30 protein-coding genes are annotated in these 24,683 nt (G+C 69.0%); 25 read left to right on the forward strand and 5 right to left on the reverse strand.

Features of this window, described 5'->3' with window-relative positions; all coding sequences use genetic code 11:
• Nucleotides 1–90: 90 nt before the first annotated feature.
• Complete coding sequence (locus tag BVE01S_RS03020) at nt 91–405, reverse strand: endonuclease domain-containing protein (protein ID WP_066624529.1); 315 nt, start codon at nt 403–405, stop codon at nt 91–93.
• A gap of 117 nt (nt 406–522) precedes the next feature.
• On the opposite strand from BVE01S_RS03020, the gene BVE01S_RS03025 reads away from it, so the two are divergent.
• From BVE01S_RS03025 to BVE01S_RS03065, 9 genes are all read left to right on the forward strand, one after another.
• Complete coding sequence (locus BVE01S_RS03025) at nt 523–984, forward strand: YcgN family cysteine cluster protein (RefSeq protein WP_066624155.1); 462 nt, start codon at nt 523–525, stop codon at nt 982–984.
• A gap of 23 nt (nt 985–1,007) precedes the next feature.
• Nucleotides 1,008–1,541 carry a hypothetical protein gene (locus tag BVE01S_RS16710; RefSeq protein WP_146112036.1) on the forward strand — a complete coding sequence of 178 codons (534 nt, stop codon included), beginning with the start codon at nt 1,008–1,010 and terminating at the stop codon, nt 1,539–1,541.
• A complete protein-coding gene (locus tag BVE01S_RS03035) occupies nt 1,459–2,685 on the forward strand; it encodes a DNA-packaging protein (RefSeq protein ID WP_084375254.1) in 1,227 nt (408 codons plus the stop codon). Before BVE01S_RS16710 ends, BVE01S_RS03035 begins: the two co-directional genes overlap by 83 nt.
• 32 nt (nt 2,686–2,717) lie before the next feature.
• The gene (locus BVE01S_RS03040) at nt 2,718–3,005 is read left to right on the forward strand and encodes a spike base protein, RCAP_Rcc01079 family (protein WP_066624161.1); all 288 of its coding nucleotides are present in this window, start codon (nt 2,718–2,720) and stop codon (nt 3,003–3,005) included.
• The gene (locus BVE01S_RS03045) at nt 3,005–4,144 is read left to right on the forward strand and encodes an SGNH/GDSL hydrolase family protein (RefSeq protein WP_066624163.1); all 1,140 of its coding nucleotides are present in this window, start codon (nt 3,005–3,007) and stop codon (nt 4,142–4,144) included. The genes BVE01S_RS03040 and BVE01S_RS03045 overlap by 1 nt, the downstream gene beginning before the upstream one ends.
• Nucleotides 4,145–4,182: 38 nt before the next feature.
• A complete protein-coding gene (locus BVE01S_RS03050) occupies nt 4,183–5,268 on the forward strand; it encodes an acyltransferase family protein (RefSeq protein WP_066624166.1) in 1,086 nt (361 codons plus the stop codon).
• A gap of 126 nt (nt 5,269–5,394) precedes the next feature.
• On the forward strand, nt 5,395–6,567 hold the full coding sequence (locus BVE01S_RS03055) for a phage portal protein (RefSeq protein ID WP_066624169.1): 1,173 nt from the start codon (nt 5,395–5,397) through the stop codon (nt 6,565–6,567).
• Nucleotides 6,564–6,794, forward strand: coding sequence for a hypothetical protein (locus tag BVE01S_RS03060; protein ID WP_066624172.1), 231 nt, complete (start codon nt 6,564–6,566; stop codon nt 6,792–6,794). Before BVE01S_RS03055 ends, BVE01S_RS03060 begins: the two co-directional genes overlap by 4 nt.
• Nucleotides 6,791–7,384: an HK97 family phage prohead protease gene (locus BVE01S_RS03065; protein WP_370667550.1), complete on the forward strand. Its 594-nt coding sequence runs from the start codon at nt 6,791–6,793 to the stop codon at nt 7,382–7,384. The genes BVE01S_RS03060 and BVE01S_RS03065 overlap by 4 nt, the downstream gene beginning before the upstream one ends.
• Before the next feature lie 545 nt (nt 7,385–7,929).
• Here BVE01S_RS03065 and BVE01S_RS03070 read toward each other — a convergent pair.
• Nucleotides 7,930–8,745, reverse strand: coding sequence for a hypothetical protein (locus BVE01S_RS03070; protein WP_066624175.1), 816 nt, complete (start codon nt 8,743–8,745; stop codon nt 7,930–7,932).
• A 6-nt stretch (nt 8,746–8,751) separates the two neighbouring features.
• Complete coding sequence (locus BVE01S_RS03075; RefSeq protein ID WP_066624178.1) at nt 8,752–9,135, reverse strand: hypothetical protein; 384 nt, start codon at nt 9,133–9,135, stop codon at nt 8,752–8,754.
• Between the two features lie 127 nt (nt 9,136–9,262).
• Between BVE01S_RS03075 and BVE01S_RS03080 the strand changes: the two genes are divergently transcribed.
• From BVE01S_RS03080 to BVE01S_RS03110, 8 genes are all read left to right on the forward strand, one after another.
• A complete protein-coding gene (locus BVE01S_RS03080) occupies nt 9,263–10,489 on the forward strand; it encodes a phage major capsid protein (protein WP_066624180.1) in 1,227 nt (408 codons plus the stop codon).
• 203 nt (nt 10,490–10,692) lie between these two features.
• Nucleotides 10,693–10,956, forward strand: coding sequence for a head-tail connector protein (locus BVE01S_RS03085; protein WP_066624542.1), 264 nt, complete (start codon nt 10,693–10,695; stop codon nt 10,954–10,956).
• The gene (locus BVE01S_RS03090) at nt 10,953–11,249 is read left to right on the forward strand and encodes a phage head-tail adapter protein (RefSeq protein WP_066624181.1); all 297 of its coding nucleotides are present in this window, start codon (nt 10,953–10,955) and stop codon (nt 11,247–11,249) included. The genes BVE01S_RS03085 and BVE01S_RS03090 overlap by 4 nt, the downstream gene beginning before the upstream one ends.
• The gene (locus BVE01S_RS03095) at nt 11,246–11,659 is read left to right on the forward strand and encodes a DUF3168 domain-containing protein (RefSeq protein WP_066624182.1); all 414 of its coding nucleotides are present in this window, start codon (nt 11,246–11,248) and stop codon (nt 11,657–11,659) included. Before BVE01S_RS03090 ends, BVE01S_RS03095 begins: the two co-directional genes overlap by 4 nt.
• Complete coding sequence (locus BVE01S_RS03100) at nt 11,656–12,066, forward strand: phage major tail protein, TP901-1 family (RefSeq protein WP_066624184.1); 411 nt, start codon at nt 11,656–11,658, stop codon at nt 12,064–12,066. The genes BVE01S_RS03095 and BVE01S_RS03100 overlap by 4 nt, the downstream gene beginning before the upstream one ends.
• Nucleotides 12,063–12,341 (forward strand): GTA-gp10 family protein, encoded by a 279-nt coding sequence (locus BVE01S_RS03105; RefSeq protein ID WP_066624186.1) that lies wholly within the window; start codon nt 12,063–12,065, stop codon nt 12,339–12,341. The genes BVE01S_RS03100 and BVE01S_RS03105 overlap by 4 nt, the downstream gene beginning before the upstream one ends.
• 35 nt (nt 12,342–12,376) lie before the next feature.
• Nucleotides 12,377–12,514: a phage tail assembly chaperone gene (locus BVE01S_RS16455; RefSeq protein ID WP_306301759.1), complete on the forward strand. Its 138-nt coding sequence runs from the start codon at nt 12,377–12,379 to the stop codon at nt 12,512–12,514.
• Complete coding sequence (locus tag BVE01S_RS03110) at nt 12,504–13,028, forward strand: phage tail tape measure protein (RefSeq protein WP_066624188.1); 525 nt, start codon at nt 12,504–12,506, stop codon at nt 13,026–13,028. The genes BVE01S_RS16455 and BVE01S_RS03110 overlap by 11 nt, the downstream gene beginning before the upstream one ends.
• Nucleotides 13,029–13,081: 53 nt before the next feature.
• Here BVE01S_RS03110 and BVE01S_RS03115 read toward each other — a convergent pair whose 3' ends face one another.
• Both BVE01S_RS03115 and BVE01S_RS03120 read right to left on the reverse strand, forming a co-directional pair.
• Nucleotides 13,082–13,783, reverse strand: a complete 702-nt coding sequence (locus BVE01S_RS03115) for a DUF805 domain-containing protein (RefSeq protein ID WP_218015903.1) — start codon at nt 13,781–13,783, stop codon at nt 13,082–13,084.
• 78 nt (nt 13,784–13,861) lie between these two features.
• Nucleotides 13,862–14,509 (reverse strand): DUF805 domain-containing protein, encoded by a 648-nt coding sequence (locus tag BVE01S_RS03120; RefSeq protein ID WP_066624192.1) that lies wholly within the window; start codon nt 14,507–14,509, stop codon nt 13,862–13,864.
• Between the two features lie 84 nt (nt 14,510–14,593).
• On the opposite strand from BVE01S_RS03120, the gene BVE01S_RS03125 reads away from it, so the two are divergent.
• From BVE01S_RS03125 to BVE01S_RS03160, 8 genes are all read left to right on the forward strand, one after another.
• On the forward strand, nt 14,594–15,208 hold the full coding sequence (locus BVE01S_RS03125) for a DUF2460 domain-containing protein (RefSeq protein WP_066624194.1): 615 nt from the start codon (nt 14,594–14,596) through the stop codon (nt 15,206–15,208).
• A gap of 3 nt (nt 15,209–15,211) precedes the next feature.
• Nucleotides 15,212–15,859 (forward strand): phage/gene transfer agent baseplate hub protein, encoded by a 648-nt coding sequence (locus BVE01S_RS03130; protein WP_066624197.1) that lies wholly within the window; start codon nt 15,212–15,214, stop codon nt 15,857–15,859.
• Between the two features lie 17 nt (nt 15,860–15,876).
• Nucleotides 15,877–16,452 (forward strand): NlpC/P60 family protein, encoded by a 576-nt coding sequence (locus BVE01S_RS03135; RefSeq protein WP_084375275.1) that lies wholly within the window; start codon nt 15,877–15,879, stop codon nt 16,450–16,452.
• Nucleotides 16,453–20,151 carry a baseplate multidomain protein megatron gene (locus BVE01S_RS03140; RefSeq protein WP_066624200.1) on the forward strand — a complete coding sequence of 1,233 codons (3,699 nt, stop codon included), beginning with the start codon at nt 16,453–16,455 and terminating at the stop codon, nt 20,149–20,151.
• A gap of 90 nt (nt 20,152–20,241) precedes the next feature.
• Nucleotides 20,242–21,168 (forward strand): DnaJ C-terminal domain-containing protein, encoded by a 927-nt coding sequence (locus BVE01S_RS03145; RefSeq protein WP_066624202.1) that lies wholly within the window; start codon nt 20,242–20,244, stop codon nt 21,166–21,168.
• Nucleotides 21,169–21,214: 46 nt separating this feature from the next.
• On the forward strand, nt 21,215–22,375 hold the full coding sequence (locus BVE01S_RS03150) for a phosphoserine transaminase (protein ID WP_066624205.1): 1,161 nt from the start codon (nt 21,215–21,217) through the stop codon (nt 22,373–22,375).
• A 75-nt stretch (nt 22,376–22,450) separates the two neighbouring features.
• A complete protein-coding gene (locus BVE01S_RS03155) occupies nt 22,451–23,746 on the forward strand; it encodes an adenylosuccinate synthase (protein ID WP_066624207.1) in 1,296 nt (431 codons plus the stop codon).
• A gap of 106 nt (nt 23,747–23,852) precedes the next feature.
• Complete coding sequence (locus BVE01S_RS03160) at nt 23,853–24,665, forward strand: response regulator (protein WP_066624209.1); 813 nt, start codon at nt 23,853–23,855, stop codon at nt 24,663–24,665.
• The last annotated feature ends 18 nt before the right edge of the window (nt 24,666–24,683 follow it).

The raw sequence follows: 24,683 nt of genomic DNA on the forward strand, positions 1-24,683 counted from the left end.
GAGCCGCATCGACCCTTTTCACACCCAGTCCGTTTCCGCCCCCTCCACCACGCTAAGCGCGGTCCCCCTCCCCCGTGAACGGGGGAGGATCTAGAGGGACAGAATAAATTCGGCGACGGCGTCTGCGTCGTTCAGGACGGCGGTGGCGGGGATGCGGATCGTGCGGACATCCTTGTCGGCAAGCCAGGCGTCGCGTCTGGCGTCACGCGCGAGGTCGTGTTGCTGGCCGTCGATTTCGATGCAGAGGCGGTCTTTGGTGCGGTAGAAGTCGAGAATGAACACGCCTAAAGCGTGCTGGCGACGAAAGCCGTGGCCTCGAATACGTTGCCAGATCAGGACTTCCGGCAAAGACATCGACCAGCGGAGACTTCTGGCGCGTTTTTGGGTAAGGACCGGCGCTCTCATGGAGCGTATCACCATCACAAGCTGTGCTTTTGGCAAGGGGATGCGTCGCGCATGGTGCGGCGTCCGCCCCCTCCACCGCTACGCGGTCCCCCTCCCCCGCATGCGGGGAAGGATCTGATGGCGCCCTACTGGGAAACCAAGACCCTGGCCGAGATGTCGCCCTCCGAGTGGGAGGGGCTGTGCGACGGGTGCGGGCTGTGCTGCGTGATCCGGTTCGAGGACGAGGATACGGGCGAGGTCATTCCAACACGGGTGCATTGCAAGCTGTTCGATCCGAACGCCTGCGCCTGTTCGGACTATGCGAACCGCAAGGCCCAGGTGCCGGACTGCATCAAGCTGACGCCCGGCAATATCGAGGCGTTGGAGTGGATGCCCAAGTCGTGCGCCTATCGCCGGCTGCACGAGGGGCGGCCGCTGGCGAAATGGCATCATCTGATCTCGGGCAGTCGCGAGACGGTCCATACGGCGGGCGTGTCGGTGCGGGGCCAGACGATTTCGGAGCTGGCGCTGGCCGAGCCGGAAGATGCGCTGGACTTCGAGGCGCCGGAATGGACGGTCGAACGGGGCCGGGAGCGATAGGGTAGCACCCCCTAGCCAGCGCAATGACGCTGGTTGAAAGGCTGCGAAAACAAGCCATTGGCGAATTATGTGGGCGTTCTTCCGGCCTGAGGACGCTGGTCCGCTATGGTTTGGGCATGACGGGAAATCGGGATGACGAAGAGGGCGGCTGCGGCGGCGCGCGCGAGACGGCTGCGTCCTGCGCCGGGTGGATGGAGCCCCTGTTCCTGATGATGAAGGGCAAGATCGAAGAGACGGCCAAGAGCGTCTGCGAGACGGACGTCAAGGACGCCGCCGTCGCCGAGAAGGTCGCGCGCCAGATCGGGGTGATCGCGCGGTCGGCCAAGGCGGTCGAGGCGATGCGACTGCTGTGCCTGAGCGACAACGAAGAGGACGAGATGGGTGGACGAACCTACGACCCCGCAGACGACGAGCGAATCCGACGAGAGTTGCTCGTCGAATACGAGCGAATCGACAGCATCATCGAGAGAAAGGATGCTGAAGCAGCTGAACGGGCGCGAGCTAAGGCTGAAGCGCAATCATGCGCGGCTGCTGGAGCACCAACACAAGCCGCGTGACCTCGACCTGCGGACCTGGCTTCTGTTGGGGGGACGGGGGTCGGGCAAGACCTTCGCCGGGTCGGTCTGGATCGACAAGATGGCGCGAAAACTGCCAGGCATCACCCTGGCCCTGGTCGGCCCCGCCCTGCACGACGTGCGCGAGGTGATGGTGGAGGGGGCGTCGGGGATCAAGGCGTTGGCTGAGCCGGGCGACCGGCCGCGTTGGGAGGCGGGGCGGCGTCGGCTGGTGTGGAAAAATCAGTCGGCGGCCTATGCGTTTTCGGCCGAGGATCCCGACAGTCTGAGGGGGCCGCAGTTTCATGGGGCCTGGGCGGACGAGTTCTGCGCCTGGCGACGGCCGGAGATGGTGCTGTCGAACCTGAGGTTCGGACTGCGGCTGGGGGCCTCGCCGCTGCTGGCGGTGACGACGACGCCCCGGCCGATCCCGGCGCTGAGGCGGTTGATGGCCGAGACCGGGACGGTGACGGAACGGGCGGCGACGGCGCTGAACGCGCAGAACCTGTCGCCCGGCTTTCTGGCGCATCTGAACGACGTCTATGGCGGGACGCGGCTGGCGGCGCAGGAGCTGGAAGGCGTGGTGGTCGAGGGCGAGGGCGCCCTGTTCCGCATCGCGGATCTGAAAAGGGCCAGGGGCGCGCGGCGGGTCGAACTGGACCGGATCGTCGTGGCGGTCGATCCGCCGGCGACCGCGACCGGAGACGCCTGCGGCATCGTGGTCGTGGGGCGAAAAGGTCGCCAGGCCTTCGTACTGGCCGACCGGACGGTGCAGGGGCGCTCGCCGCAGAGCTGGGGCGGGGCGGTCAGCGCGGCCGCGCACGAATTCGGCGCGCACGAGGTGGTCGCCGAGAGCAATCAGGGCGGCGACATGGTGCGGTCGATTCTGGCCATCAGCGCGTGTCCTTGCCGGATCGAGATGGTCCACGCCTCGCGGTCCAAGGCGGCGCGGGCCGAGCCGGTGGCCCTGCTCTATGAACAGGGGCGGGTGGTCCACTGCGACGCCTTCCCGGCGCTGGAGGAAGAGATGCTGGCGCTGGGCAGCGAGGGCGGACCCAGCCCGGATCGGGCCGACGCCCTGGTGTGGGCGATCACGCGGCTGATGCTGGGGCCGCAGTCGGCGGGACCGCGGTTGCGGGGGCTTTAGAGCCTCGAGATTTCAACGACAGGAGAGACGATATGCCGGCCATTCCCGAGCGGGACGGATTGCTGAACCATGGGCGCGACGCGGGCGGGCCGGCGAGGCGCGCGGCGGCGGTCACGCCCAGCGATGCGGCCGATCTGACGACCTACGCCAAGGCGCTGTATGTCGGTGGGGCGGGCAATGTCCGTGTGCTGACGGTCGGGAGCGAGGATGGGGACGCCGTGACCTTCGCCAACCATCCGGTGGGGTGGTTGCCGGTGCAGGTGCGCCGGGTGATGGCGACCGGGACGACGGCAACGCAGATCGTGGCGGCCTTCGACTGATGTCGGGTGTCGAGATCGGAGCGGCGACGGCGGCGCCGGGCGGGGTGCTGGCCGGTGTCTTGGGTGGGGCGCGGTTCGCCGTGCCCGATATGCCCGTCTGGTCGGCGGCGGTCAGGACCATGCAGGCGGGCGGTCGCGAGGCGCGGCTGCTGTGCATCGGCGACAGCGTGACCCAAGGCTATGGCGCGGTCTCCGGCGGCTGGACGCCGAACGGTCGGGCGGGCGCCTGGCCCGAACGGCTGGCGGCGATGATGAGCGGGCGGGGCCTGCCGGCCTCGGCGACGTCGGTGGCTGGAGCGGGGGCGGCGGATGGGGCCAGCGGGGGTTATTCCGCCTATGACCCGCGCGTGACCCTGGGGGCCGGCTGGGGCGTCAACGCCCTGACCGGGATGGGCGGCAAGCTGTTTTCGGGCGCGGCGTCGTCGACGGGCGTGTGGAGCTTTCAACCGGACCGGCCGGTGGATCGGTTCGATCTGTGGGCCGTAACCAATACGGCGCTGGGGGTGCTGACGATCGAGACGGACGGCGCAGTGCGGGCGACGGTGAACACCACCAAGGCGGCGGCGATGGAGGTTGCGACCGTGGCCTTTCCCGAGACCGCCGGACCGGTGAGCGTGCGCTGGGCCTCGGGCGGGGCGGTGTTCATCGCGGGCGGGGTCGCGTGGCGGTCGGACGTGAAGCGGGCGCGGGTGATCAACGCCGGATGGGGCGGAGCCCGGATCGCGGACTGGATCACGACGGACCAGCCGTACCGGGCCTATGGGTCGATCCCGGCGGCGGCGCCTGATCTGTCGGTCGTGTGTCTGACGATCAACGACTGGAACGCGGGGACGGCGGTCGCGACCTACAAGGCCGGGCTGGGGACGCTGGTGGATCGGTGCCTGACGACGGGGGACGTGCTGCTGATGACGGGATGTCCGTCGGATCCGGCCCAGGGCAAGGCGAGTTATGCCGCGCAAGCCGCGTTGCGGGACGCGGTGTTCGAGGTAGCGGCGGCGCGAGGGTTGGCGGCGCCCATCGATGGGACGGCCCTGTTCGGCGGCAGCTTCGCCGGCGGTCTGATGTTCGATTCCGTTCATCCCAATGCGGCGGGCCAGGCGCGGATCGCCGAGGCGGTGCGGGCGCGTGTGATGATCTGAGGTTGTCGCTCGCGCTCGCGCGGTGGTAACCGTGGCGGATGGGGGAGCGGTTCTACGGGGTGCAGGCGCTGCGGTTCGCGGCGGCGACGGCGGTGGTCGTCACACACGCCGTGGATCTGGCCGGGACGCGGCTGGAGCTGGAGACGGTGCTGGCCGGTGGGACGCTGGAGAATTTCGGCGCCGTGGGCGTGGACGTGTTCTTCGTCATCAGCGGCTTCATCATCGCCACGACGACGCGGGGGCAGGCGGGCGTCGAGGCGGCCGGGGCCTTCCTGTGGCGGCGGTTTCGGCGGGTGGCGCCGATCTACTGGCTGCTGTCGCTGCCGATCCTGATCGGGATGGCGCGGGGCGGGACGCTGAGCCCGGAGGTGGCGGCGGCCACGTTCCTGTTCTGGCCGTTCAGCGGGCTAGAGATGACGTTTCCGGCGCTGGGGCCGGGGTGGACCCTGTGTTTCGAAATGCTGTTCTACGCCGGGTTCGGCTTGGCCATAGCGGGCAGGGCGATGGCGGGCGGCCGGCGGGTCGGCTGGGGGCTGGTCGGGGCCTATGCAGTGATGCTGGCGGTCGGATTGGTCGTGGCGGCGCCGGTGCTGAGGTTCTGGGGCGCGCCGATCATTCTGGAGTTTCTGCTGGGCGTCGGGATCGCGTCGGTGTGGCGGTTCGCGCCGCGTGGGTTGGCGCTGTGGGCGGTCGGGCTGGCGGTGGTCGGGTTCGGGCTGGGCCTGGTGGTCGGCTATGGCGGCATCGACGATGTGCGGGCGCTGAACGATCCTTGGAACGGGTTGAGGCGGGCAGCGGTCTGGGGGCTGCCCAGCGCGCTGCTGGTGTTCGGCGTGGTGCGGATGGAGCGGACGGACGCGGCGCCGGGGCGGTCGGGGCGAGCGGCGGCCTTCATGGGGGATGCGTCCTATTCGATCTATCTGGTCCATGTGCTGGTCATCCGGGCCTTGGGGCGAATGTTTGAGAGCGGGATGGTCGCCCTGCCGGGGGATGCGGTGGTGGGGCTGACTGTGCTCGCCAGTCTGGCGGCGGGGGCGGTTGTGCATCTGTGGGTGGAGCGGCCGCTGCTGAAATTTATGAGCCCCTCTCCCGCTGGGAGAGGGCTTGAGCGTCCGAGAGCGTAGCGATCGGTCAACGCGAAAGGGTGAGGGTCGCGCTCGTGCGGACTGGCACGCCGGCCGACCCTCATCCGGCTCTTCGAGCCACCTTCTCCCACTGGGAGAAGGGACAAGAAATCTGAGGAGATTGCGATGGTTTCGATCCGGTGGCCGTTCGGCCAGGCGGGGCGCGTGGGCGCGCCTGAGGGTAAGGAGAGCCGGGCGGTCGGGGTGATCGCCTTGTCGGGGGTGGGGCGGCCGCGGTGGACGCCCAACGACTACGCCAGCCTGGCGCGCGAGGGGTATCAGAAGAATGCGGTGGCCTATCGCTGCATCCGCATGATCGCCGAGGCGGCGGCGGCTGCGCCCTTCGCGGTGTTTGTGGACGGGGCGCGCGACGATGCGCATCCGCTGGCGAAACTGATGCGTCGGCCCAATCCAGAGCAGTCGGGGGCGGAGCTGATGGAGGCGGTCTATGGGGCGGTGCAGGTGTCGGGCAACGCCTATGTCGAGGCGACCGGCGATGCGGACGGAGACGGGGCGCCGGACGAACTGTGGGCGCTGCGGTCGGATCGGGTGAAGGTGGTTCCGGGCCGGTCAGGCTGGCCCGAGGCCTGGGATTATTCCGTAGACGGACGGTCGGTGCGGATCGGGCGGGCGGCGGACGGCTGGGCGCCGGTGATGCACCTGAAGCTGTGGCACCCGCTGGACGATTGGTACGGGCTGTCGCCGCTGGAGGCGGCGGCGCAGGGGGTGGATGCGCACAATGCGGCCGGCGCCTGGAACAAGGCCCTGCTGGACAATGCGGCGCGGCCGTCGGGGGCGCTGGTCTATGGGGCGAGGAACGGCGAGCGGCTGACGGACGGACAATTCGAGGCGCTGAAGGATCAGCTATCGACCGTCTATGCCGGGGCGACCAACGCCGGGCGGCCGATCCTGCTGGAGGGCGGAATGGACTGGAAGCCGCTGAGCCTGACGCCGGCGGAGATGGATTTCACCGCCGGCAAACATGCGGCGGCGCGCGAGATCGCCCTGGCGTTCGGGGTGCCGCCGCAGCTGCTGGGGATACCGGGCGATGCGACCTACGCCAACTATCGCGAGGCCAACGCAGCCTTCTGGCGACAGACGGTGATTCCGCTGGTGCGGAAGGCGGCGGGGGCGATGACGGGCTGGCTGGGCGAGCGGTTCGCGGGGTGCGAAATCCGGGCGGACCTGGATGCGGTCTCGGCGCTGCAGCCCGAGCGGGACGCCCTGTGGGCGCGGCTGGAGGCGGCGAGCTTCCTGACCGACGAAGAGCGTCGGCGGATGGCCGGGTTGGGGGCATGACCGAACATCATATCCGGCGCGTGCCGACGGCGCTGCTGATCGCCGTCGTGGTACAGACGGTGGGCGGCCTGGTCTGGGCCGGGGGCGCCGCGGCGCGGATCGCGACGCTGGAGCAGCGGGTCGGGGAGCAGAGGCTGGTCGCCGAACGGCTGGCGCGGCTGGAGGTTCAGGGCGAGGCGATGGCGGCGGCCGTGGAGCGGATCGAGCGGCGGTTGGAGGGTAAATGAGTGGCGCGCGCAGTTTTCTCCCTCCCCGCTCCGGGGAGGGTGGTCGCGGAGCGACCGGGTGGGGGCGGCCAGGCAAGGCCGCACCGCTGGAAACGAAGGAGGTCGGCGGGACGTCGCCTGGCCGCCCCCACCCGGTCTCGCCTGACGGCTCGACCACCCTCCCCCGCAGGGGGAGGGAGAGGTCCGACGCGCTGGTCATCGAAGGCTACGCCTCGCTGTGGGGCGTGGCGGATCTGAACGGGGACGTAGTGCAGGCAGGGGCCTTTGCGGACAGTCTGGCCAAGACGGGGGCTGAGGGGGTGCGAATGCTGAACCAACACGATGCGCGCGCGCCGGTCGGGGTCTGGGAGCAGATCGTCGAGGATGCGCGCGGCCTGTTCGTGCGCGGCCGGATCGAGGACTGGTCGGCCGAGGCGCGGTTCGCCGGGGCGTTGAGCCGAGCCGGGGCGCTGGATGGTCTGTCGATCGGATACCGCACGGCGCGGGCCCGGCGTCAGGGGCGGCTGCGGGTGCTGAGCGGGGTCGAGTTATGGGAGGTGTCGCTGGTGACGTTTCCGATGCTGCCGGGGGCGCGGTTCAGTTTGGCGTGAGCAAGTGGTGGCGTCCTATCCATTGAGGTCGTTAGTCGGGCGCTGGAAACGAAAGACGGAAGCGAATACGGCCCTCAGTCGGCACGCCGTCGACTGCTCCGGGAGCTATCAAAACCCAGCGCGATAGAGCTTGAGCCGCAGCGCCAAAACCCTGACCTTCAGGAAATTCCGAAAGCACTTGGCAGTTAGTGACGCGCTGGTCGATACCCGCAAGGCAATCAAGATCAGCATGACCTGCTACGAATGGTCCACCCTGCGTTCGGGGATGATAGGTCGCTACGAGATCATAGATGGGTAGGCTTGCTACGGACGGTAACGTGGTTACACCTCGACTACCCGGCGGCACGCCTATTTCGAGGCGCGGACTTTCCGCCGCACAGCCAGCAGTGGCAGTGAAGACCATTGACAATGAAACAACAGCTTCATGCCGCATAATAGTACTCTCCAGACTGTCCGCAACCAGCCTTAGCTATTGTTCCTGACCAATCTACTATTTGCGGCGCGGTGCGAAAACGGCCGACGTTCGACGCTGCCAACTGCGCGGTTTAGTTCGGTTTGAGAGCATGGAACGCGCCGTTGCGGTCGAGGGTTTCGGTAAGGGCGGCCATCTGGGCGCGGCCCTTCTTGCCGTGGAGATAGCGCAAGGCCCAGCCGGCGAGCACCAGGCCGAAGATCCAGCCGACGTGCAGCACCAGGTGGGCGAACAGGATGAAGACGGCCGCCAGCGCATAGGCGCCAAGATAGACCAGGGCCATCTGGCCGCCGCGCGAGGCCGTGGGATTCGACAGGCCGGCGATGATCTCGGCCAGGCCCGGCGAGGCGGCGGCGGACGGCAGGGCGTGATCGGAGGGCTTGGATGCCGGTTGGGGCGCGGGTTTGGGTTGCTTTTGCGGCGTGGCCTGGGCGGCGGGTGCAGCGGCCGGTCGGGCGGGTTTTGGCCTGGGCGGGATCGGATCTGGCGCGCGCCGGGCGGGACGGAACAGGATCGAGCGGCCGGCTTCGTCGACGGTGAAGACCTCTTCGAAGGCGGCGGTCGAGAAGTCGATGGCGCGGGTGTCCTGGCCATAGCTCTGGCCATGCAGGGCTGTCAGCCGGCCCTGGCGCAGCTCGATCTGGAAGCCCACGGGGTCGGGCAGGCCGGCGACCATGGCATGGACCGTGCCGAACAGGCCGGTGGCGTCCGGGTTGGCGATCGCGCGGTCCGCATCGACGACGATCTGGGAATAGAGGCCGGCGCCAGTGTTGCGACGCAGGCCCGGCGAACTGGCGGCGACCTGGGCGCGCAGGTCCGGGACGCTGTCGCCCATCTGCCAGATCATGGCGTCCATGACGGCGCTTTCGAGGGGCGTCAGGTGGGACATGGGGCGTCAGTCCGCCTGGGCGCCCACTGCCTTTTCCATCTCGGCCTTGAGCGCCTGCATTTCGGTGGTGATGGCTTGCATCTCGGCGGTGCATTGCTCCTGAGTGATCGTCGTCGCCCGTTCAGACGCCTTGCCCTTGTCATAGGCCGCCAGAAGGAAGGCCGAGGCCTCACGCTTCTGCGGGTCGGTTTCGTTCGCCAGCGCCACCCGCACCTGCGCGCCGACTTCGGGCGGGAATTGACGCTCGCAGGTTCCCAGCGTCTCGAACATTCGGGTCATGCCGCCAAAGACCTGGCTGACTTGCGCCGCCTGTTCGGGAGGCAGTTTGGAAACATCAGGTTGCGACTGAATCAGAAGCGCGCCGGAAAGGGCCAGAGCAAGCGTAAGCATGTGAAGCGATCCTTGAGAGAGCAGGATCGGTAGCACGGTTTCGCGGGCCTGCCAGCCGTTCAATCACAGGTTTCGGGCGCGGGCCCGGATCGTCGCGTCGTCTAGGGACGCATTCACCGGAGACACCATGAAAGAGACCAAACAGGCTTCGGGCCAGCCCGAGGCGCGCGATGTCGTGCGCGAGATGATGGCGGCGTTCGAGGCGTTCAAAGGGGCGAACGACACCCGGCTGGGCGAGATCGAGAAGAAGGCGGCGGCCGATGTGCTGCTGGAGGAGAAGGTGGCGCGCATCGACCAGGCGGTCGCCTCGGCCCAGGCGCGGCTGGACCGCGTGATGAGCCAGAGCCGTCGACCGGTGATTGGCGGCGAACCTGTGGAGCCCGCATCTGCGCCCGAGGCGAAGGCGGCGTGGGACGGCTATCTGAAGACGGGTCAGTCGGGCGGTCTGGAGGTCAAGGCGGGCCTGTCGGGCGGGGCGACCTCGGGCGGCTATGTCGTGCCCTATGAGACCGAGCGGGCCATCGAGCGGCGTCTGATGGCGGCCAGTCCGATGCGCGAGATCGCGACGGTCAGGACTGTGGCGACCGGCGTGTTCAGAAAGCCGGTGTCGACGGCGGGCGTGGCCTGCGGCTGGGTGGCGGAGACGGCCGCGCGGCCCGAGACGGACCCGGCGACCTTGGCCCTGCTGGAGTTTCCGTCGGCCGATCTCTACGCCAATCCGGCGGCGACGCAGGCGTTGCTGGACGACGCCATGGTCGATCTGGACGAATGGCTGGCGGCCGAGGTCGAGGACGCCTTTGCGGCGCAGGAAACTCAGGCCTTCATCAATGGCGACGGGGTGAACAAGCCCAAGGGTCTGCTGTCCTATCCGACCGTGGCGGATGCGGGTCAGGCCTGGGGTCAGATCGGCTATGTCCCCTCTGGCGCGGCGGGTGGCTTTGCGGCGACCAGTCCGGCGGATCGCCTGATCGACCTGATCTATGCGCCCAAGGCCCAGTACCGGCCGAACGGCCGGTTCGTGATGAACCGCAAGACGGTCTCGGCCGTGCGCAAGTTCAAGGACGCGGACGGCAACTACATCTGGCAGCCGGCGACGCGGCTGGGCGAGACGGCGAGCCTTTTGGGCTATCCGGTGACCGAGATCGAGACCATGCCGGACGTGGCGGCGAACAGTCTGTCGATCGCGTTCGGGGACTTCCAGCGGGGGTATCTGATCGTTGATCGGGCGGGGGTGCGGGTGCTGCGCGACCCCTATTCGGCCAAGCCCTATGTGCTGTTCTACACGACCAAGCGCGTCGGCGGCGGGGTGCAGAACTTTGACGCGATCAAGGTGATGAAGTTCGCCGCGACCTAGTCGCGCAGTGATGGCGACTTTCCCTCCCACTGCGGGGGAGGGTGGCTGAGGCGCAGCCGAAGTCGGGTGGGGACGGCCGGGCGATCGAAGTTAGGTCATCGACCAAGCGTGCGGCCTTGCCGGGCCGCCCCCACCCGGTCGCTGCGCGACCACCCTCCCCGGAGCGGGGAGGGAGAATTCCGAATCTGACAATGGAGATTGCCATGGCGCAGCCGGTGACGGTGGCGGAGGCGAAGCTGTTTCTGCGGGTCGAGCATGAGGTCGAGGACGGCTTGATCCAGACCCTGATCGCGGCGGCGCAGGCGAAGGTGGAGGGGGATGTGGGATTGAGCCTGACATCGACCTCGCCGGCGCCGTTGCGGCTGGCGATCCTGATGCTGGTGCTGCGGGCCTATGAGCGGGGCGAGGCGGTGGAGATCGAGCCGGTGGAGGGCTGGATCGCGCCATACCGCGTGGTGCGGTTGTGAGAACTCTAGCGGGGCTGTTCCAGCCGGTGGAGGCCGAGACGCCGTATGGCGGGCGCAGCGTGTCGTTCGAGGCGGTCGGGTCGGCCTGGCTGAAGTGCGGGGCGCGCCGGCGCCTGGAGCGCGGCGAGGGCGATCAGCGGCGCGCGGTCGAGACGATGGGCGCAGAGGCGCGGGCGGACGCCCGGCTGACGGTCAGGCGCGTGCTGCGGTTTGGCGGGGCGGACTGGCGGATCGTGGCGATGGAGGACGCGCGGCCGGGGCGGGCGAAGCTGGATCTGGAGCGGGTGCGATGAGGGATCATGAGAGCGCGCTGCAAAAGGCGGTGCTGGCGGCGCTGAAGGGTGATGCGGCGGTGCAGGCGTTGCTGGGCGGGCGGGTCTGGGACCATCCGCCGGAGGGCACCGACTTTCCGCATCTGGTGATCGGGCGATGCGAGAGCCGGCCGGTGGCGGCGGACGGGGGCGGGGTCGAGCAAAGGCTGACCCTGACGGGCGTGTCGCGGTTCGCGGGATCGGAAGAGGCCAAGGCGGTCGCGGCGGCGGTGCGGGCGTGTCTGCACGAGGCCGTGCTGGAGGCCGACGGGGTGCGGACGGCGACCCTGAGGGCGACATTCGCGGACGTGTTCCGCGCGGGCGACGGGCGGCGGACCTATGCGGTCGTGCGGCTGAGGGCGGTAACCGAGGAAGTGGGAGAAGACGGATGACGGCACAGGCCGGCAAGGACATCTTGCTGAAGATCGAGGGCGCGTCGGGCGTGTTTACGACGGTGGCGGGGTTGAGGGCGCGGACGATCTCGCTGAACGCCAAGACGGTGGATGCCACGGACGGCGACAGCGCCGGGCGGTGGCGCGAGCTGCTGGCCGGCGCGGGCGTGAAGTCGGCGGCGGTGTCGGGGCAGGGCATCTTTCGCGATGCGGCGTCGGACGCCCTGGTGCGCGAGGCCTTCTTCGATCAGGCGGCGAAACGGTGGCGGCTGATCGTGCCGGACTTCGGCGTGCTGGAGGGGCCGTTCCTGTTGGCGGCTCTGGAATACGCCGGCGAGCACGAGGGGGAGGCGACGTTCGCGCTGAGCCTGGCAAGCGCCGGGGCCATCGGATTCAGCGCGATATGAACGGCGCGCGGGGCGAGGCGGCGGTAATCCTGGGCGGCGCGCGGCGTCGGGCTTGTCTGACGCTGGGGGCGCTGGCGGAGATCGAGACGGGGCTGGGCGTAGATGGGATGGCGGCGGTCGCCGAGCGAATGAAGACGCTGTCGGCGCGGGATTTGATGATCGTGCTGGCGGCGGTGTTGCGCGGCGGTGGGGAGGTCGAGCCGGAGGTGGCGGCGGTTGATCCGCGCGAGGCGGCGGTCGCGGTGGCGCAGGCGTTCGCGGCCGCCGCACGATGACGCCCTGGGGCGAGATGTTGCGACTGGCGGCGACGATGGGCGTGGCGCCCGAGGCGTTCTGGCGGCTGTCGTTGAGGGAGTGGCGGATGTTGACGCAAGTCCCGCGTGGGACGGCGCCTTTAGGGCGCGACGGGCTGGCGCGATTGATGGAAGGTTGGCCGGATGGCGGATGAGTTCGGGCGGGACGGGATCGATCAGGTCGCGCTGAGAGCAGCGGAAGCCGGGGCGGCGCTGGAGGCGCTGAAGGCGCCGGCGCAGGAGGCGGCCGACGCCATCGAGGCGGCGTTCGGGCGGGCGGGCGACAGCCTGACGCGATCGCTGGCGCGGGCGGCGGCGGACGGGGAGGTGTCGCTGGCCGAACTGGCGCGGGCGGTGCTGAATGCGGTCAATGCGGCCGCGGGATCGCAGGGTGGCGGGCTGAGCGCGGCGATCCAGTCGGTGATGTCCAGCTTCGGCGGGGCGCGGGCGGACGGCGGGCCGGTGCTGGGCGGTGCCGCCTATCTGGTCGGCGAGCGCGGGCCGGAGGTGTTTCGACCGGCGACGGGCGGCGAGATCGGGCCCGTCGGCGGCGGGGGCGTGACGGTCAATGTGGCGGTGGACGGCGGGGCGGCGGCCCTGCTGCGGTCCGAGGCGCAGATCGCCCAGATGCTGGCGCGGGCCGTCAGCCTGGGCGCCAGGCGGATTTAAAAACGCCGCCCCGTCGAAGACGGGGCGGCGCTGAGGTCGATCGGCGATGAGGCTTATTCGCCCTTGGGGTTCGGGCCGAAGCGGTTCTCGCCCTTCTGGCTGTCCACGACGCCGATCCAGATCAGGAACGTCAAGCCCAAGAGGCCGGCGATGGCGAACAGGCCGATGGCCGGGCCCATCAGGGCGAAGACGGCGGCGGGATTGCTCTCGTAATAGTCCTCGGCATAGCCGTTGGCGACGGCGCCGGCGATCATCATGGCGAAGCCGGCGACGAAGGCGATGACAGAGCCGACCCAGGGAATAGCGATCAGCCAGCCGGTCTTGCCCATGTCGTGAAGGCGCTTCACCGAAATGGCGAGGTTGGGCCAGATCAGCACGATCCCGAACAGATTGATGATCGGGATCCAGCTGATGACGACGTTGACGCCCAGCAGGATCAGCCAGCCGATCCAGAAATGGCTGCGGCGGACGCGGCCCTCGAAGGACAGAAACAGCTTTTGCCAGTCGAAGCCGGCGACGGCGGTCGAGGTCGAGCTGGCGTAGCCGCCGGCGACGCCGGTGGTGGTGGGCGAACCGGCCAGGATCAGGATCTGGGTCGCGGCGGCGCCTTCGGGGACGAAATCGACGCGGACGCCGGCGGCGGGCACGGCCGGCGATTGCAGCGCGGCCGAGGTGAAGTCGTAACGGGCGCCGTCGTCGCCGCTGATCAGACCGACGCCGGTCGAGGCGTCGTAGCTGAGAATTTCACCGCGCACTGAGATCTCCATGACTGGCGCCCGATCTGGCGCGGCGGCAACATCGCCGACCCGTGCAATCCCAGCAACCCGAAAAGGTCAAGCTGGCCGATCCTGTCGCGTTTGTAATGCGGGCGACCCCTTGGGCGGCGCGCCGTGGATGTTCGCGCCCGGCTGCGACGGCAGCAGACTGACGATGAAGATGAACAACCCGCCGACATAGGGGATGAGGCCGATCAGGATCATCCAGCCGCTGAAGCCGACATCGTGAAAACGCCGGATGGTGACGGCGATGCCGGGCGCCACCAGAGCCAGGTAGACAAGGATGATGAGGCAGACCCAGGCCATGCCCCAAGCCTCCATGTCATAGCCCATTTCGGCGTCGGCGATGGCCAGGCCGATCACCGGCATGAAGACGATCACCGTGATCAGAAACTGGAACAGGGCGAAGGACCAGTATTCCTTCCGCCGCGCCCGGCCGTGACCCTCGATATAGAGGTCTGTGACGCACCGGACGAAATAGCCCCACAGGCCCACGTCCGGGTCTGGCGCATAGACGGGCGGCGGCAGAGGGCCGTCGCGCAGGACCATCAGGCTGAGGGCCTGGCCGTCCTGAACCACGAAGTCGACGCGGCGGCCCGGTTCGAGACCGGCGGCGGCCGAGGTGAAGGCGTAGCGCTGCAAGTCGTCGCCGCTGATCAGGCCGTCGCCGGTCGTCGGATCGTAACTGAGAATTTCGCCGCGCAAGGCCGTGTCTCGCAAAGACGCGGCGTAGGCGCCGCCACCAAGGTGTGGACCGGGCGGGCGACATTGCACAACAGGAGAGTGTTCATGGACGCCTTTCATGAGGTGCGCCTGCCCGCGCGGCTGGCGTTCGGCTCGACCGGCGGGGTGGAGCGTCGGACGGAGATCACGATGCTAGCGTCGGGGTTCGAGCGGCGGTCCACGCCCTGGGCGCTGGGGCGCAGGCGGTATCTGATCGGGGCGAACCTGAGGTCGCTGGACGACATGGCTGAGCTGGTCGCCTTCTTCGAGGCGCGGCGGGGACGGCTGTACGGGTTTCGGTTGAAGGACTTCGCCGACTTCAAATCGTGCGCGCCGGGCGGGGTGGTCTCGGCTGAGGATCAGGTGCTGGGCGTCGGGGATGGGACGCGCACCATGTTCGATCTGGTGAAGCGCTACGGCGATGTGGAGCGGCCGGTCGCCAAGCCGGTCGGGGGATCGGTGCGGGTGGCGCTGGGCGGTGTCGAGACGACGGCTTTTATGGTCGATCTCGTGACCGGGCGGGTGACGCTGGAGCGCGCGCCGGAGGCGGGTGTCAGCGTGACGGCGGGGTTTCAGTTCGATACGCCGGTGCGGTTCGACAGCGATCGGATCGAGACGACGCTGGAGAGCTTCGAGGCCGGACGGATGGCGGCGGTTCCGCTGATCGAGGTTCGGGTCTGAGCCATGCGCGACATACCGAATGAAATGGCCGCCCGCATCGAGAGCGGGGCGGCGACGCTGTGCCATGTCTGGCGGCTGCAGCGGGCCGACGGCGTGGTGATGGGGTTCACCGATCACGACCGGGACCTGGTGGTGGACGGGGTCGTCTGTCGGGCGGCGAGCGGCTGGACGGCGGGGGCGGGCGAGAGCGCGGTCGGGCTGGCGGCGGGGTCGGTTTCGGCGGCGGGCGTGCTGGACGATGCGGCGATTACGGAAGCGGATGTGGCGGCGGGTCTGTTCGACAAGGCGACGGTCGAACTGTGGCGCGTGGACTGGGCGCGGCCGGATCTGAAGGTGCGATTGTGGTCGGGGGCGCTGGCGAAGATACGGCGCCAGGGGGAGAGCTTCGTCGCCGAGCTTGAGGGACCCCTGGCGAAGCTGGAGCGGGTGGTCGGGCGGACCTATGGGCGGATGTGCGATGCGCGACTGGGAGACCAGAGGTGCCGGGTCGCGGCGCCGGCGGGGCGGGTCTGCGACAAGCGGTGGGAGATCTGCGTCGGGACGTTCGGGAATGGGGCGAACTTTCGCGGATTTCCGGATGTGCCGGGGGACGACTTCCTGACAGCCTATCCGGCCGGAAGTGCGCGCAGCGACGGCGGGAGCCGCCGGTGAGCGGGAGCGCGGTGGTGATGTCCGCCCGGTCCTGGCTCGGCACGCCGTATCGGCATCAGGCCAGCATGAAGGGTGTGGGCGCGGACTGTCTGGGACTGGTGCGCGGGGTGTGGCGCGAGGCGGTGGGCGAGGAGCCCGAAGTCTTGCCGGCCTATTCGGCCGACTGGGCCGAGGTCGGCGGGCGCGAGACGCTGCTGGAGGCGGCGGGGCGGTGGATGCCGCCGGTTGCGGTCGATCAGATGCGGGCGGGCGACGTGTTGCTGTTTCGGATGTCGCCGGGGGCGGCGGTGAAGCATTGCGCCATCCTGAGCGACCTCGGCGGGCCGGAGCCGAGGATGATCCACGCCTATTGGGGACGGGCGGTGGTCGAAAGCTGGATGGGCGTGTGGTGGCGAAGACGGCTGGCGGCCGTGTTCCGGTTTCCTGTCCTCCACCGCGAAGCGGGGGAGGGGGACCGGGCGCAGCGTGGTGGAGGGGGCGAAAGTCCCACGAATCTTGGTGAAGCAAGATCAGAGGCCGGAGGTGCGTCCGCGCCCTCCACCACTTCGTGGTCCCCCTCCCCCGTGAACGGGGGAGGATTTTTGGAGGCGTAGATGGCGCAAGTCGTTTTGAGCGCGGTCGGGCAGTCGGTCGGCGGGCCGGTCGGGCGGGTGATCGGCTCGACCCTCGGGCGGGCGATCGACAATCGGGTGGTGGGCTCGCTGGGTCCGGCGCGGCAGGTGGGGCCCAGGCTGGAGACACTGAAGGTTCAGGGCACGGCGGAAGGGGCGCCGATGGCCTGCGTCTTTGGACGGGCGCGGGTGACGGGTCAGGTGATCTGGGCGGCGCGGTTCCTGGAAAGCAAGTCCAAGGGCCGGGCGGGCAAGGGCGGTCCGAAGACGGTCGACTATGTCTATTCGCTGAGTTTCGCCGTGGCGCTTTGCGAGGGCGAGATCGACGGGGTCGGGCGGGTCTGGGCCGACGGGCGGCTGATGGACATGACCGGCGTGTTGATGCGGGTGCATCGCGGGGGCGAGGACCAGACGGCGGACCCGCTGATCGAGGCGGTCGAGGGGGATGCGCCGGCATACCGAGGCACGGCCTATGTGGTGTTCGAGGATTTGCCGCTGGGGCCGTTCGGGGATCGGGTTCCGCAGCTGAGCTTCGAGGTGTTTCGGCGGCCGCGCGGGCAGAAGGCGCGGCTGGAGGATATGCTGGAAGGCATGTGTCTGATCCCCGGCGCGGGGGAGTTCGCCTTGGCGACCGAGGCGGTGGTGCGCCGCGAGGGGCTGACGCGGACGATGGCGGAGAATTTGCACAATGGGGAGGGCCGGGCCGACCTGGTCGTGTCGCTGGATCAACTTCAGGCGCAGCTGCCGAACCTGAAGCGGGTCAGCCTGGTGGTGGGGTGGTTCGGCAGCGACCTGAGGGCCGGGCATTGCGTCGTGCGGCCGGGGGTGGAGCGGCGCGACAAGCCGACCGAACCGCTGGTCTGGTCCGTGGCGGGCGTGGCGCGCGATGAGGCCTATCAGGTCAGTCAGATAGATGGGGCGCCGGCCTATGGCGGGACGCCTTCGGACGACAGCGTGCGTCAGGCGATCCGCGAGCTGAAGGCGCGGGGGTTGGAGGTGACCCTGTACCCGTTCGTCTTCATGGACTGCCCCGGCTATCCGTGGCGCGGACGGGTGGCGGGCGTGGATGGGGCCGGGGCGACGGCGGAGATCGCGGCGCTGTTCGGCGGGCCGGACGACTGGGGCTTGCGGCGGATGGCGCTGCACTATGCCCGGATCGCGGCGGATGAGGGGGCGGACGGCCTGTTGATCGGGTCGGAGATGCGCGGGGTGACCTGGACGCGGGATGCGGCCGGGGGCTTTCCGGCGGTCGATCAGTTTCGGGCGCTGGCGGCGGAGTGTCGGGCGGTGGTAGGGCCGGGCGTGGCCCTGTCGTATGCGGCGGACTGGAGCGAATATTTTGGGCGCCAGTCGGGCGGGGAGGTGGTGTTTCATCTCGATCCGCTGTGGGCCGATGCGAACATCGATCATGTGTCGATCGACTGGTACCCGCCGCTGACGGACTGGCGAGCGGGCGACGGCGGGGTCGATGCGGCGACGTTCGGCGGGTCGGCGGACCCGGCCTATCTGGCGGCGGGCGTCGCGGGCGGGGACGGGTTCGACTGGTATTACGCCAGCGAGGCGGATCGGGCGGGGCAAGTGAGGACGCCCATCGTCGACGGGTCGCATGGCGAGGACTGGGTGTTTCGGCCCAAGGACCTGAAAGGCTGGTGGTCGAACCCGCACCATGACCGGCCGGGCGGGGTGCGGAGTGCTGTGCCGACGGCCTGGGTTCCGGGAATGAAGCCGGTGCGGCTGTCGGAGTTCGGCTGTGCGGCGGTGGACCGGGGCGGCAATGCGCCGAACCTGTTTCAGGACGCGAAGAGTACTGAGAGCAGCCTGCCGCCGGGATCGACAGGCGCGCGCGACGACGCGGTGCAGCGGGCGGCGCTGGAAGCAGTGCTGGGGCATTATGCGACGGCTGAGAACAATCCGGTGTCCGCGGTTTATGGCGGGCGAATGCTGGAGGCGGCGGACGCCTGGTGCTGGGACGCGCGGCCCTATCCGGCGTTTCCGGCGCGGGGCGATGTCTGGGCCGACGCCGGCGCGTGGCGCGCCGGGCACTGGCTGAACGGACGGCTGGCGGGCGACGGGCGAGATCTGATCGAGGCGGTGCTGGCGCGAGGTGGGTTGTCGCCGCACGAGATGGCGATCGAGGGCGTCGAGGGCGCGGCGGCCGGCTATGTCATCGACCGGCCGATGCGGACGCGCGATGCGCTGGAGCCGCTGCTGGCGGCGTTCGACGCCGTGGCGGCCGAGCGGGACGGGAAGGTCGCCGTGTTGGGGCGGGTGGAGACGGTGGTCGAGATCGCGGGCGAGGCGCTGGCTCTGCCCGATGGCGGGGCGGCGGAAACGGCGACGCGGACGCTGGAGCCCAGGGCGGGCGAGGCGCGTGTGCGCTTTATCGACGAGACGGCGGACTATCAGACCGGGGCGGTGGTCGTGCGGTCGGACGATGCGTCTGCGACGGCAGGCGGGGTCGATCTGGAGTTGCCGCTGGTGTGCGGCGGCGGACTGGCGAAGGCGGCGGCGCAGCGGGCGCTGGACGGCGAGAGCGTGGAGGCGAGAACGCTGGCGCTGGGGCCGCTGGAAGCCTTGCGGCTGGAGCCGGGGGACGGGGTGCGGCTGGAAGGTCGACCGGACGACTGGCGTGTGATGCGGGTCACGTCGGACGAGACGCCGTCGGCGGTGCTGGAGCCGGTGACGGCCCGGCGGGCAGTCGAGGATGACGGCGTCTGGCGCGGGGGCGACACTCCGGTCGTGGTCGCGGCGCCGTTCCTGAAAGTGTTGGACCTGCCGCCCTTGATCGGGAGCGAGGCGGACGCGCGGCCCTTGATCGCCGTGGCGGCCGAACCGTGGCGGACGATGCGGCTGCATGCGGGGCCGACGGCTGAGACTCTGACGGCGAGGGGCGATGTGGAGACGCCGGCGACGGTCGGGGTGCTGGTCGAGGCGCTGGGGCCGGGCGTGCGGCACCGTTGGGACGAGGCCAACGCCGTGGTAGTGCGGGTCGAGGGCGAGGCGCCGGAAAGCGCGGTCGAGGCGGCGGTGCTGGGCGGCGGCAATGCGCTGGCGGTTGAGACGGCTATGGGGTGGGAGATCGTGCAGTATCGGTCGGCGCTTCTGGTCGGGCCGGGGACGTGGCGGCTGACGGGTTTGTTGCGCGGGCAGCAGGGGACTGAGGTCGAGATGCGGGCGGGCGCGATGACGGGGTCCGTCGTGGTGTTTCTGGACGACCGGCTGGCGCGCGCGGAGATGGGGCGGGGCGAGCGAGGACTGCCGTTGCTTTGTCGCGCGGGACCGGCTGGCGCAGCGCCGGGCGGTGCGGGGTTCAGCGAGACTCTGTTCGTGGCGAGGGGCGTACATGATCGGCCGTGGTCGCCGTCTGGTCTGATGGTCGAGACGTCGGCCGAGGGTCTGGCGATCCGATGGATGCCGCGCGTGCGGCTGTTCGGCGACAGTTGGGACGGGGAACCGACAACGGTTGATCCTATGCGGTTCCGGCTGCGCGTCGTTGATCATGACGTCGTGGTTCGAACGATGGAGGTCGAGGGGCTGTCGGCATCCTATTCTGCGGCCGACTTGGCGGCGGACTTCCCGCAAGGCATGATATCGACGGCGCGGATCGCCGTGGCGCAGTGGGGGGAGGGGTTTGGCTGGGGCCCAGAAGCTGAAGTCGAGGCGGAAATCCGGCCGGTCTGACGAAATAGGGCGGGTCCAGCCCTTTGCGCGGGGCGGGGCATGGCTTAACTGACGGCCTCTCGACCTTTTTCAGCTGGAGCGACAACGGACGTGGCAGGCGACCCCTACAAGGAACTGGGCGTTTCGAAGGGCGCGAGCGCGGACGAGGTCAAGAAGGCGTATCGCAAGCTCGCCAAGGAGCTTCATCCCGACAAGAACCCCGGCGACAAGATCACCGAGGACAAGTTCAAGCGGGTGACGGCGGCCTTCGACATCCTGGGCGACAAGGAAAAGCGCGCCAAATACGACGCGGGCCAGATCGACGGCGACGGCAACGAACAGTACCGCGGCTTCGGCGGGGGCGGTCGCGCCGGCGGCAGCCCGTTCAGCCAGGGCGGCAATCCGTTCGGACAAGGCGGCGGGCCGGGCGGCCGCGCCAACTTCGAAGGCGTTGATCTGGACGACCTGTTCGGCATGTTCGGCGGGGCCGGGCGTCAGCGCGGCGCGCGGGACTTCACCTCACGCGGCCAGGACGTGAAGGCGACGCTGGACATCAGTCTGGAAGACGCCATCGCCGGGGCGACGCGGCGGATCCAGTTTTCGGATGGACGCACCCTGGACGTGACCATTCCCAAGGGCGCGTCGGAAGGCCAGACGATCCGCCTGCGCGGTCAGGGATCGCCGGGACGCGGGGCCGAGAACGGCGACGCCCTGATCGAACTGAGGATCGAACCGCACCCCATCTACAAGCGCGACGGGGCGGACCTGACCATGGACCTGCCGGTGTCGGTGCCCGATGCGGTGCTGGGCGCCAAGGTGCGGGTGCCGACGCCCGAGGGCGTGGTGCAGATGACGCTGCCGGCGGGATCGAACTCGGGCAAGGTGCTGAGGCTGAAGGGGCGCGGCGCGTTTGCGCAAGGGCGGCGCGGCGATCTGCTGGCGCGGGTGATGGTGACGCTGCCGGATGCGCCGGACGCCGAACTGACCCAGTTCGCCGAGGATTGGCGTGCCAGGCGGCCCTATACGCCGGGACGGTGAGCGCACTCAAGCCGCGTGAAGCGCGGTTGCGCCAAAGGAAAAGAGCATGAGCACGAAGCCTGATGTGAAGCCGGCGCGGCCTTGGTTTTCGGCAGGGCCGACGGCGAAGCGGCCGGGCTATGCGGTCGGCGGATTGCCGTCCGATCTGCTCGGGCGCGGCATTCGCGCACCGGAGGTGGTGGAGCGGTTCGCGCACGGCCTTCGGCTGACGCGCGAGGTGCTGGAAGTGCCTGACAGCCACGTGATGCTTTATACGCCGGGGTCTGACACAGGTGCGGTCGAGGCGGCGCTGTGGGGCATGCTGGGCGCGCGGCCGGTGCAGGTCGTGGCGTTCGAGAACTTCGGCCTGACCTGGCTGGCGGACGTGAAGGATCATCTGGGGCTGGAGCCCGAGGCCCTGACGGCGCCGTGGGGCGAACTGACTGATCTGAGCCAGGCGGATTGGTCCAAGGATGTGGTCTTCCCGTGGAACGGCACGACCTCGGGGGTGCGCGTGCCGGACGCCGACTGGATCGCCGACGATCGCGAGGGGCTGGCGATCTGCGACGCGACCTCCGCCGCCTTCGCCATGCCGCTGCCGTGGGACAAGCTGGATGTTGTGACCTTCAGCTTCCAGAAAGCGCTGGGCGGCGAGGCGGGCATCGGGGTGATGGTGCTGTCGCCGCGCGCGGTCGAGCGGCTGGATACCTACCGGCCGGATCGGGCGATTCCCAAGCTGTTGCGGCTGACGGACGGCAAGGGACGGTTTGATAGGGCGTTGGCGGACGGGGTGGCGATCAATACGTTTTCGATCCTGACAATCGAAGACTGGATCGACGCCCTGGGCTGGGCCAAGGACATCGGCGGGTTGAGCGAATTGATCCGACGGACCGACGCCAACTACGCCGCGTTGGCGGAGTGGGTCGAACGGACCGACTGGATCGCCTTCCTGCCGGATCGGCCGGAGATACGGTCGACGACCTCGGTCTGCCTGAAGTTCACCGATGCGCGGATCGCCGCGCTGGATGACAAGGCGCAGAAGGCCTTCGTCACTCGGTTCAAGGCCCTGCTGGAAGGCGAGGCGGCCGTGTTCGACATGGAGCCGCATCGCAACGCGCCGCCTGGCCTTCGGCTATGGTGCGGCTGCACGGTCGAGACGGCCGATGTGGTTGCAGCGACGCCCTGGCTGGAATGGGCCTTCGAGACGGCGGTCAGCGAAGTCGGATAAATCCGCCTGACGGGACGACATCGGACGATTCCCTCGCTATAGGCTGCGCCCGCATTCCAGTGCGGAGAGACGGTTTTGGCGAACGTAGCGGTGGTCGGCGCCCAGTGGGGCGACGAGGGCAAGGGCAAGATCGTGGACTGGCTGTCCAACCGCGCCGACATGGTCGTGCGGTTCCAGGGCGGTCACAATGCGGGCCATACGCTGGTCGTTGACGGCAAGGTCTACAAGCTGGCGCTGCTGCCCAGCGGCGTTGTGCAGGGCAAGCCGTCGATCATCGGCAACGGCGTGGTCGTCGATCCCTGGCATCTGGTCGGCGAGATCGAGAAGATCGCCGCCCAGGGCGTGGCGATCAGTCCTGAGATCCTGACCATTGCGGACAACGCCTGTCTGATCCTGCCCATCCACCCTGCGCTGGACGTCGCGCGCGAGGCGGCGGCGAGCGCGCCGGGCGCCAAGATCGGCACGACCGGGCGGGGCATCGGTCCGGCCTATGAGGACAAGGTGGGGCGTCGCGCCATTCGGGTCTGCGATCTGGCCAATGAAGACGATCTGAAGGTCAAGATCGATCGGCTGCGCTCGCACCACGATCCGCTTCGCGCCGGTCTGGGGCTGGAGCCGATCGATCCCGATGCGCTGCTGGCGCAGTTGCTGGAGATCGCGCCGAAGATCCTGCCCTATGTGAAACCGGCCTGGCGCGTACTGGATCAGGCGCAGAAGGACGGCAAGCGCGTGCTGTTCGAAGGGGCGCAGGGCGCTTTCCTGGACGTGGATCACGGCACCTATCCCTATGTCACCAGCTCCAACACCGTCGCCGGTCAGGCGGCGGCGGGTTCTGGCATCGGTCCGCGCGGCGTCGGTTATGTGCTGGGCATCGTGAAGGCCTATACGACACGCGTCGGAGAAGGCCCCTTCGCCTGCGAACTGAATGATGAGGTCGGCGCGCATCTGGCGACCGTGGGCCGCGAGGTCGGGGTGAACACCGGCCGCGCGCGCCGCTGCGGCTGGTTCGACGCCGTGTTGGTGCGCCAGTCGGTGGCGATCAACGGCATCGACGGGATCGCCCTGACCAAGCTGGACGTGCTGGACGGGTTGAAGACGCTAAAGATCTGCGTCGGCTACAAGGTCGATGGCGAGGTGCTGGACTATCTGCCCTCAAGCCTCAAGGCCCAGGGCGCGGCCGAGCCGGTGTTCGAGGAGCTGGAAGGCTGGAGCGACAGCACCGCCGGCGTCCGCAGCTTCAAGGACATCAACGCCAACGCCATCAAATATGTGCGCCGGATCGAGGAGTTGATCGGCGCGCCAGTGGCCCTGCTGTCGACCAGCCCAGAGCGCGACGACACCATTCTGATGCGCGATCCGTTCCAGGGCTGAGGCCTTGGAAGGGGCGGCGTGAGGCGGCGGACTACGCAGAAAGACCTATTCAACAGGTCTTAACCCGTCGGCGGTAAGGATAATGGCTCCAAACTCGGAGTCTGATGTGTTCGCCGCAAACGCCAGAACCATAAGCCGCATGGAGCCCGCGCTTCGTCGGGTGGTCATCGTGGACGCCAATCTGTCGTCGGCGCGACTGCTGACCGACATCATGAAGGGCATGGGCGCGCGCGAGGTCTATTCCGAGGGCGACGAGGAACGGGCGCTGGAGCTGCTGCGCGACGTCGAGCCGGGCGTGATCTTTACCGAGCGTGCCGGTGACAAGCTGAACGGCGAGACTCTGGCGCGGCGCATTCGGCGCTCCAGCATGTCGTGCCGTAGGTCGCCGATCATCATGGTGACGGGCGAGGCGACCGCCGCCGCGATCAAGGGCGCGCGCGACGCCGGCATCCACGAGTTCCTGAGAAAGCCGTTCACGACCGGCGACCTGTTCAAGCGGGTCGAGAACGTGACGCTGAGGCCCCGGCCCTGGATCGAGGCGGTGGGCTATGTCGGGCCGGACCGTCGCCGGTTCAACTCAGGTGAATATTCGGGCGCTCGCAAGCGCCGCAGCGATGGCGCGGCCGGAGGCGGCGCTGCTGAAATCCGCGATCAGGCGTCGCGGATTCTGGTTTCGGCCATGTCGCAGTTCGAGCAGGATCCGTCGCAGGCGACCCGCGCCATTCGCCAACAGGCCGAGACGCTGAACGGTCTGGCCATCAAGACGGCGGACGCGCGACTGGCGATGGCTGTGGCGACATTGCAGGCCTATGTGGCCAGCGGTCAGGTGACGAAGGCGGGACTGGCCCAGCCAATCGGCACGGTGGTGACGGCTGCGAGAGCGGCCAATGAAGCGGCGCCGGTGGCGCGCGCGTCGTGATGGATGGTCCGCCGCGCC

This window comes from Brevundimonas vesicularis NBRC 12165 (assembly GCF_001592205.1).
Taxonomy (GTDB): domain Bacteria; phylum Pseudomonadota; class Alphaproteobacteria; order Caulobacterales; family Caulobacteraceae; genus Brevundimonas; species Brevundimonas vesicularis.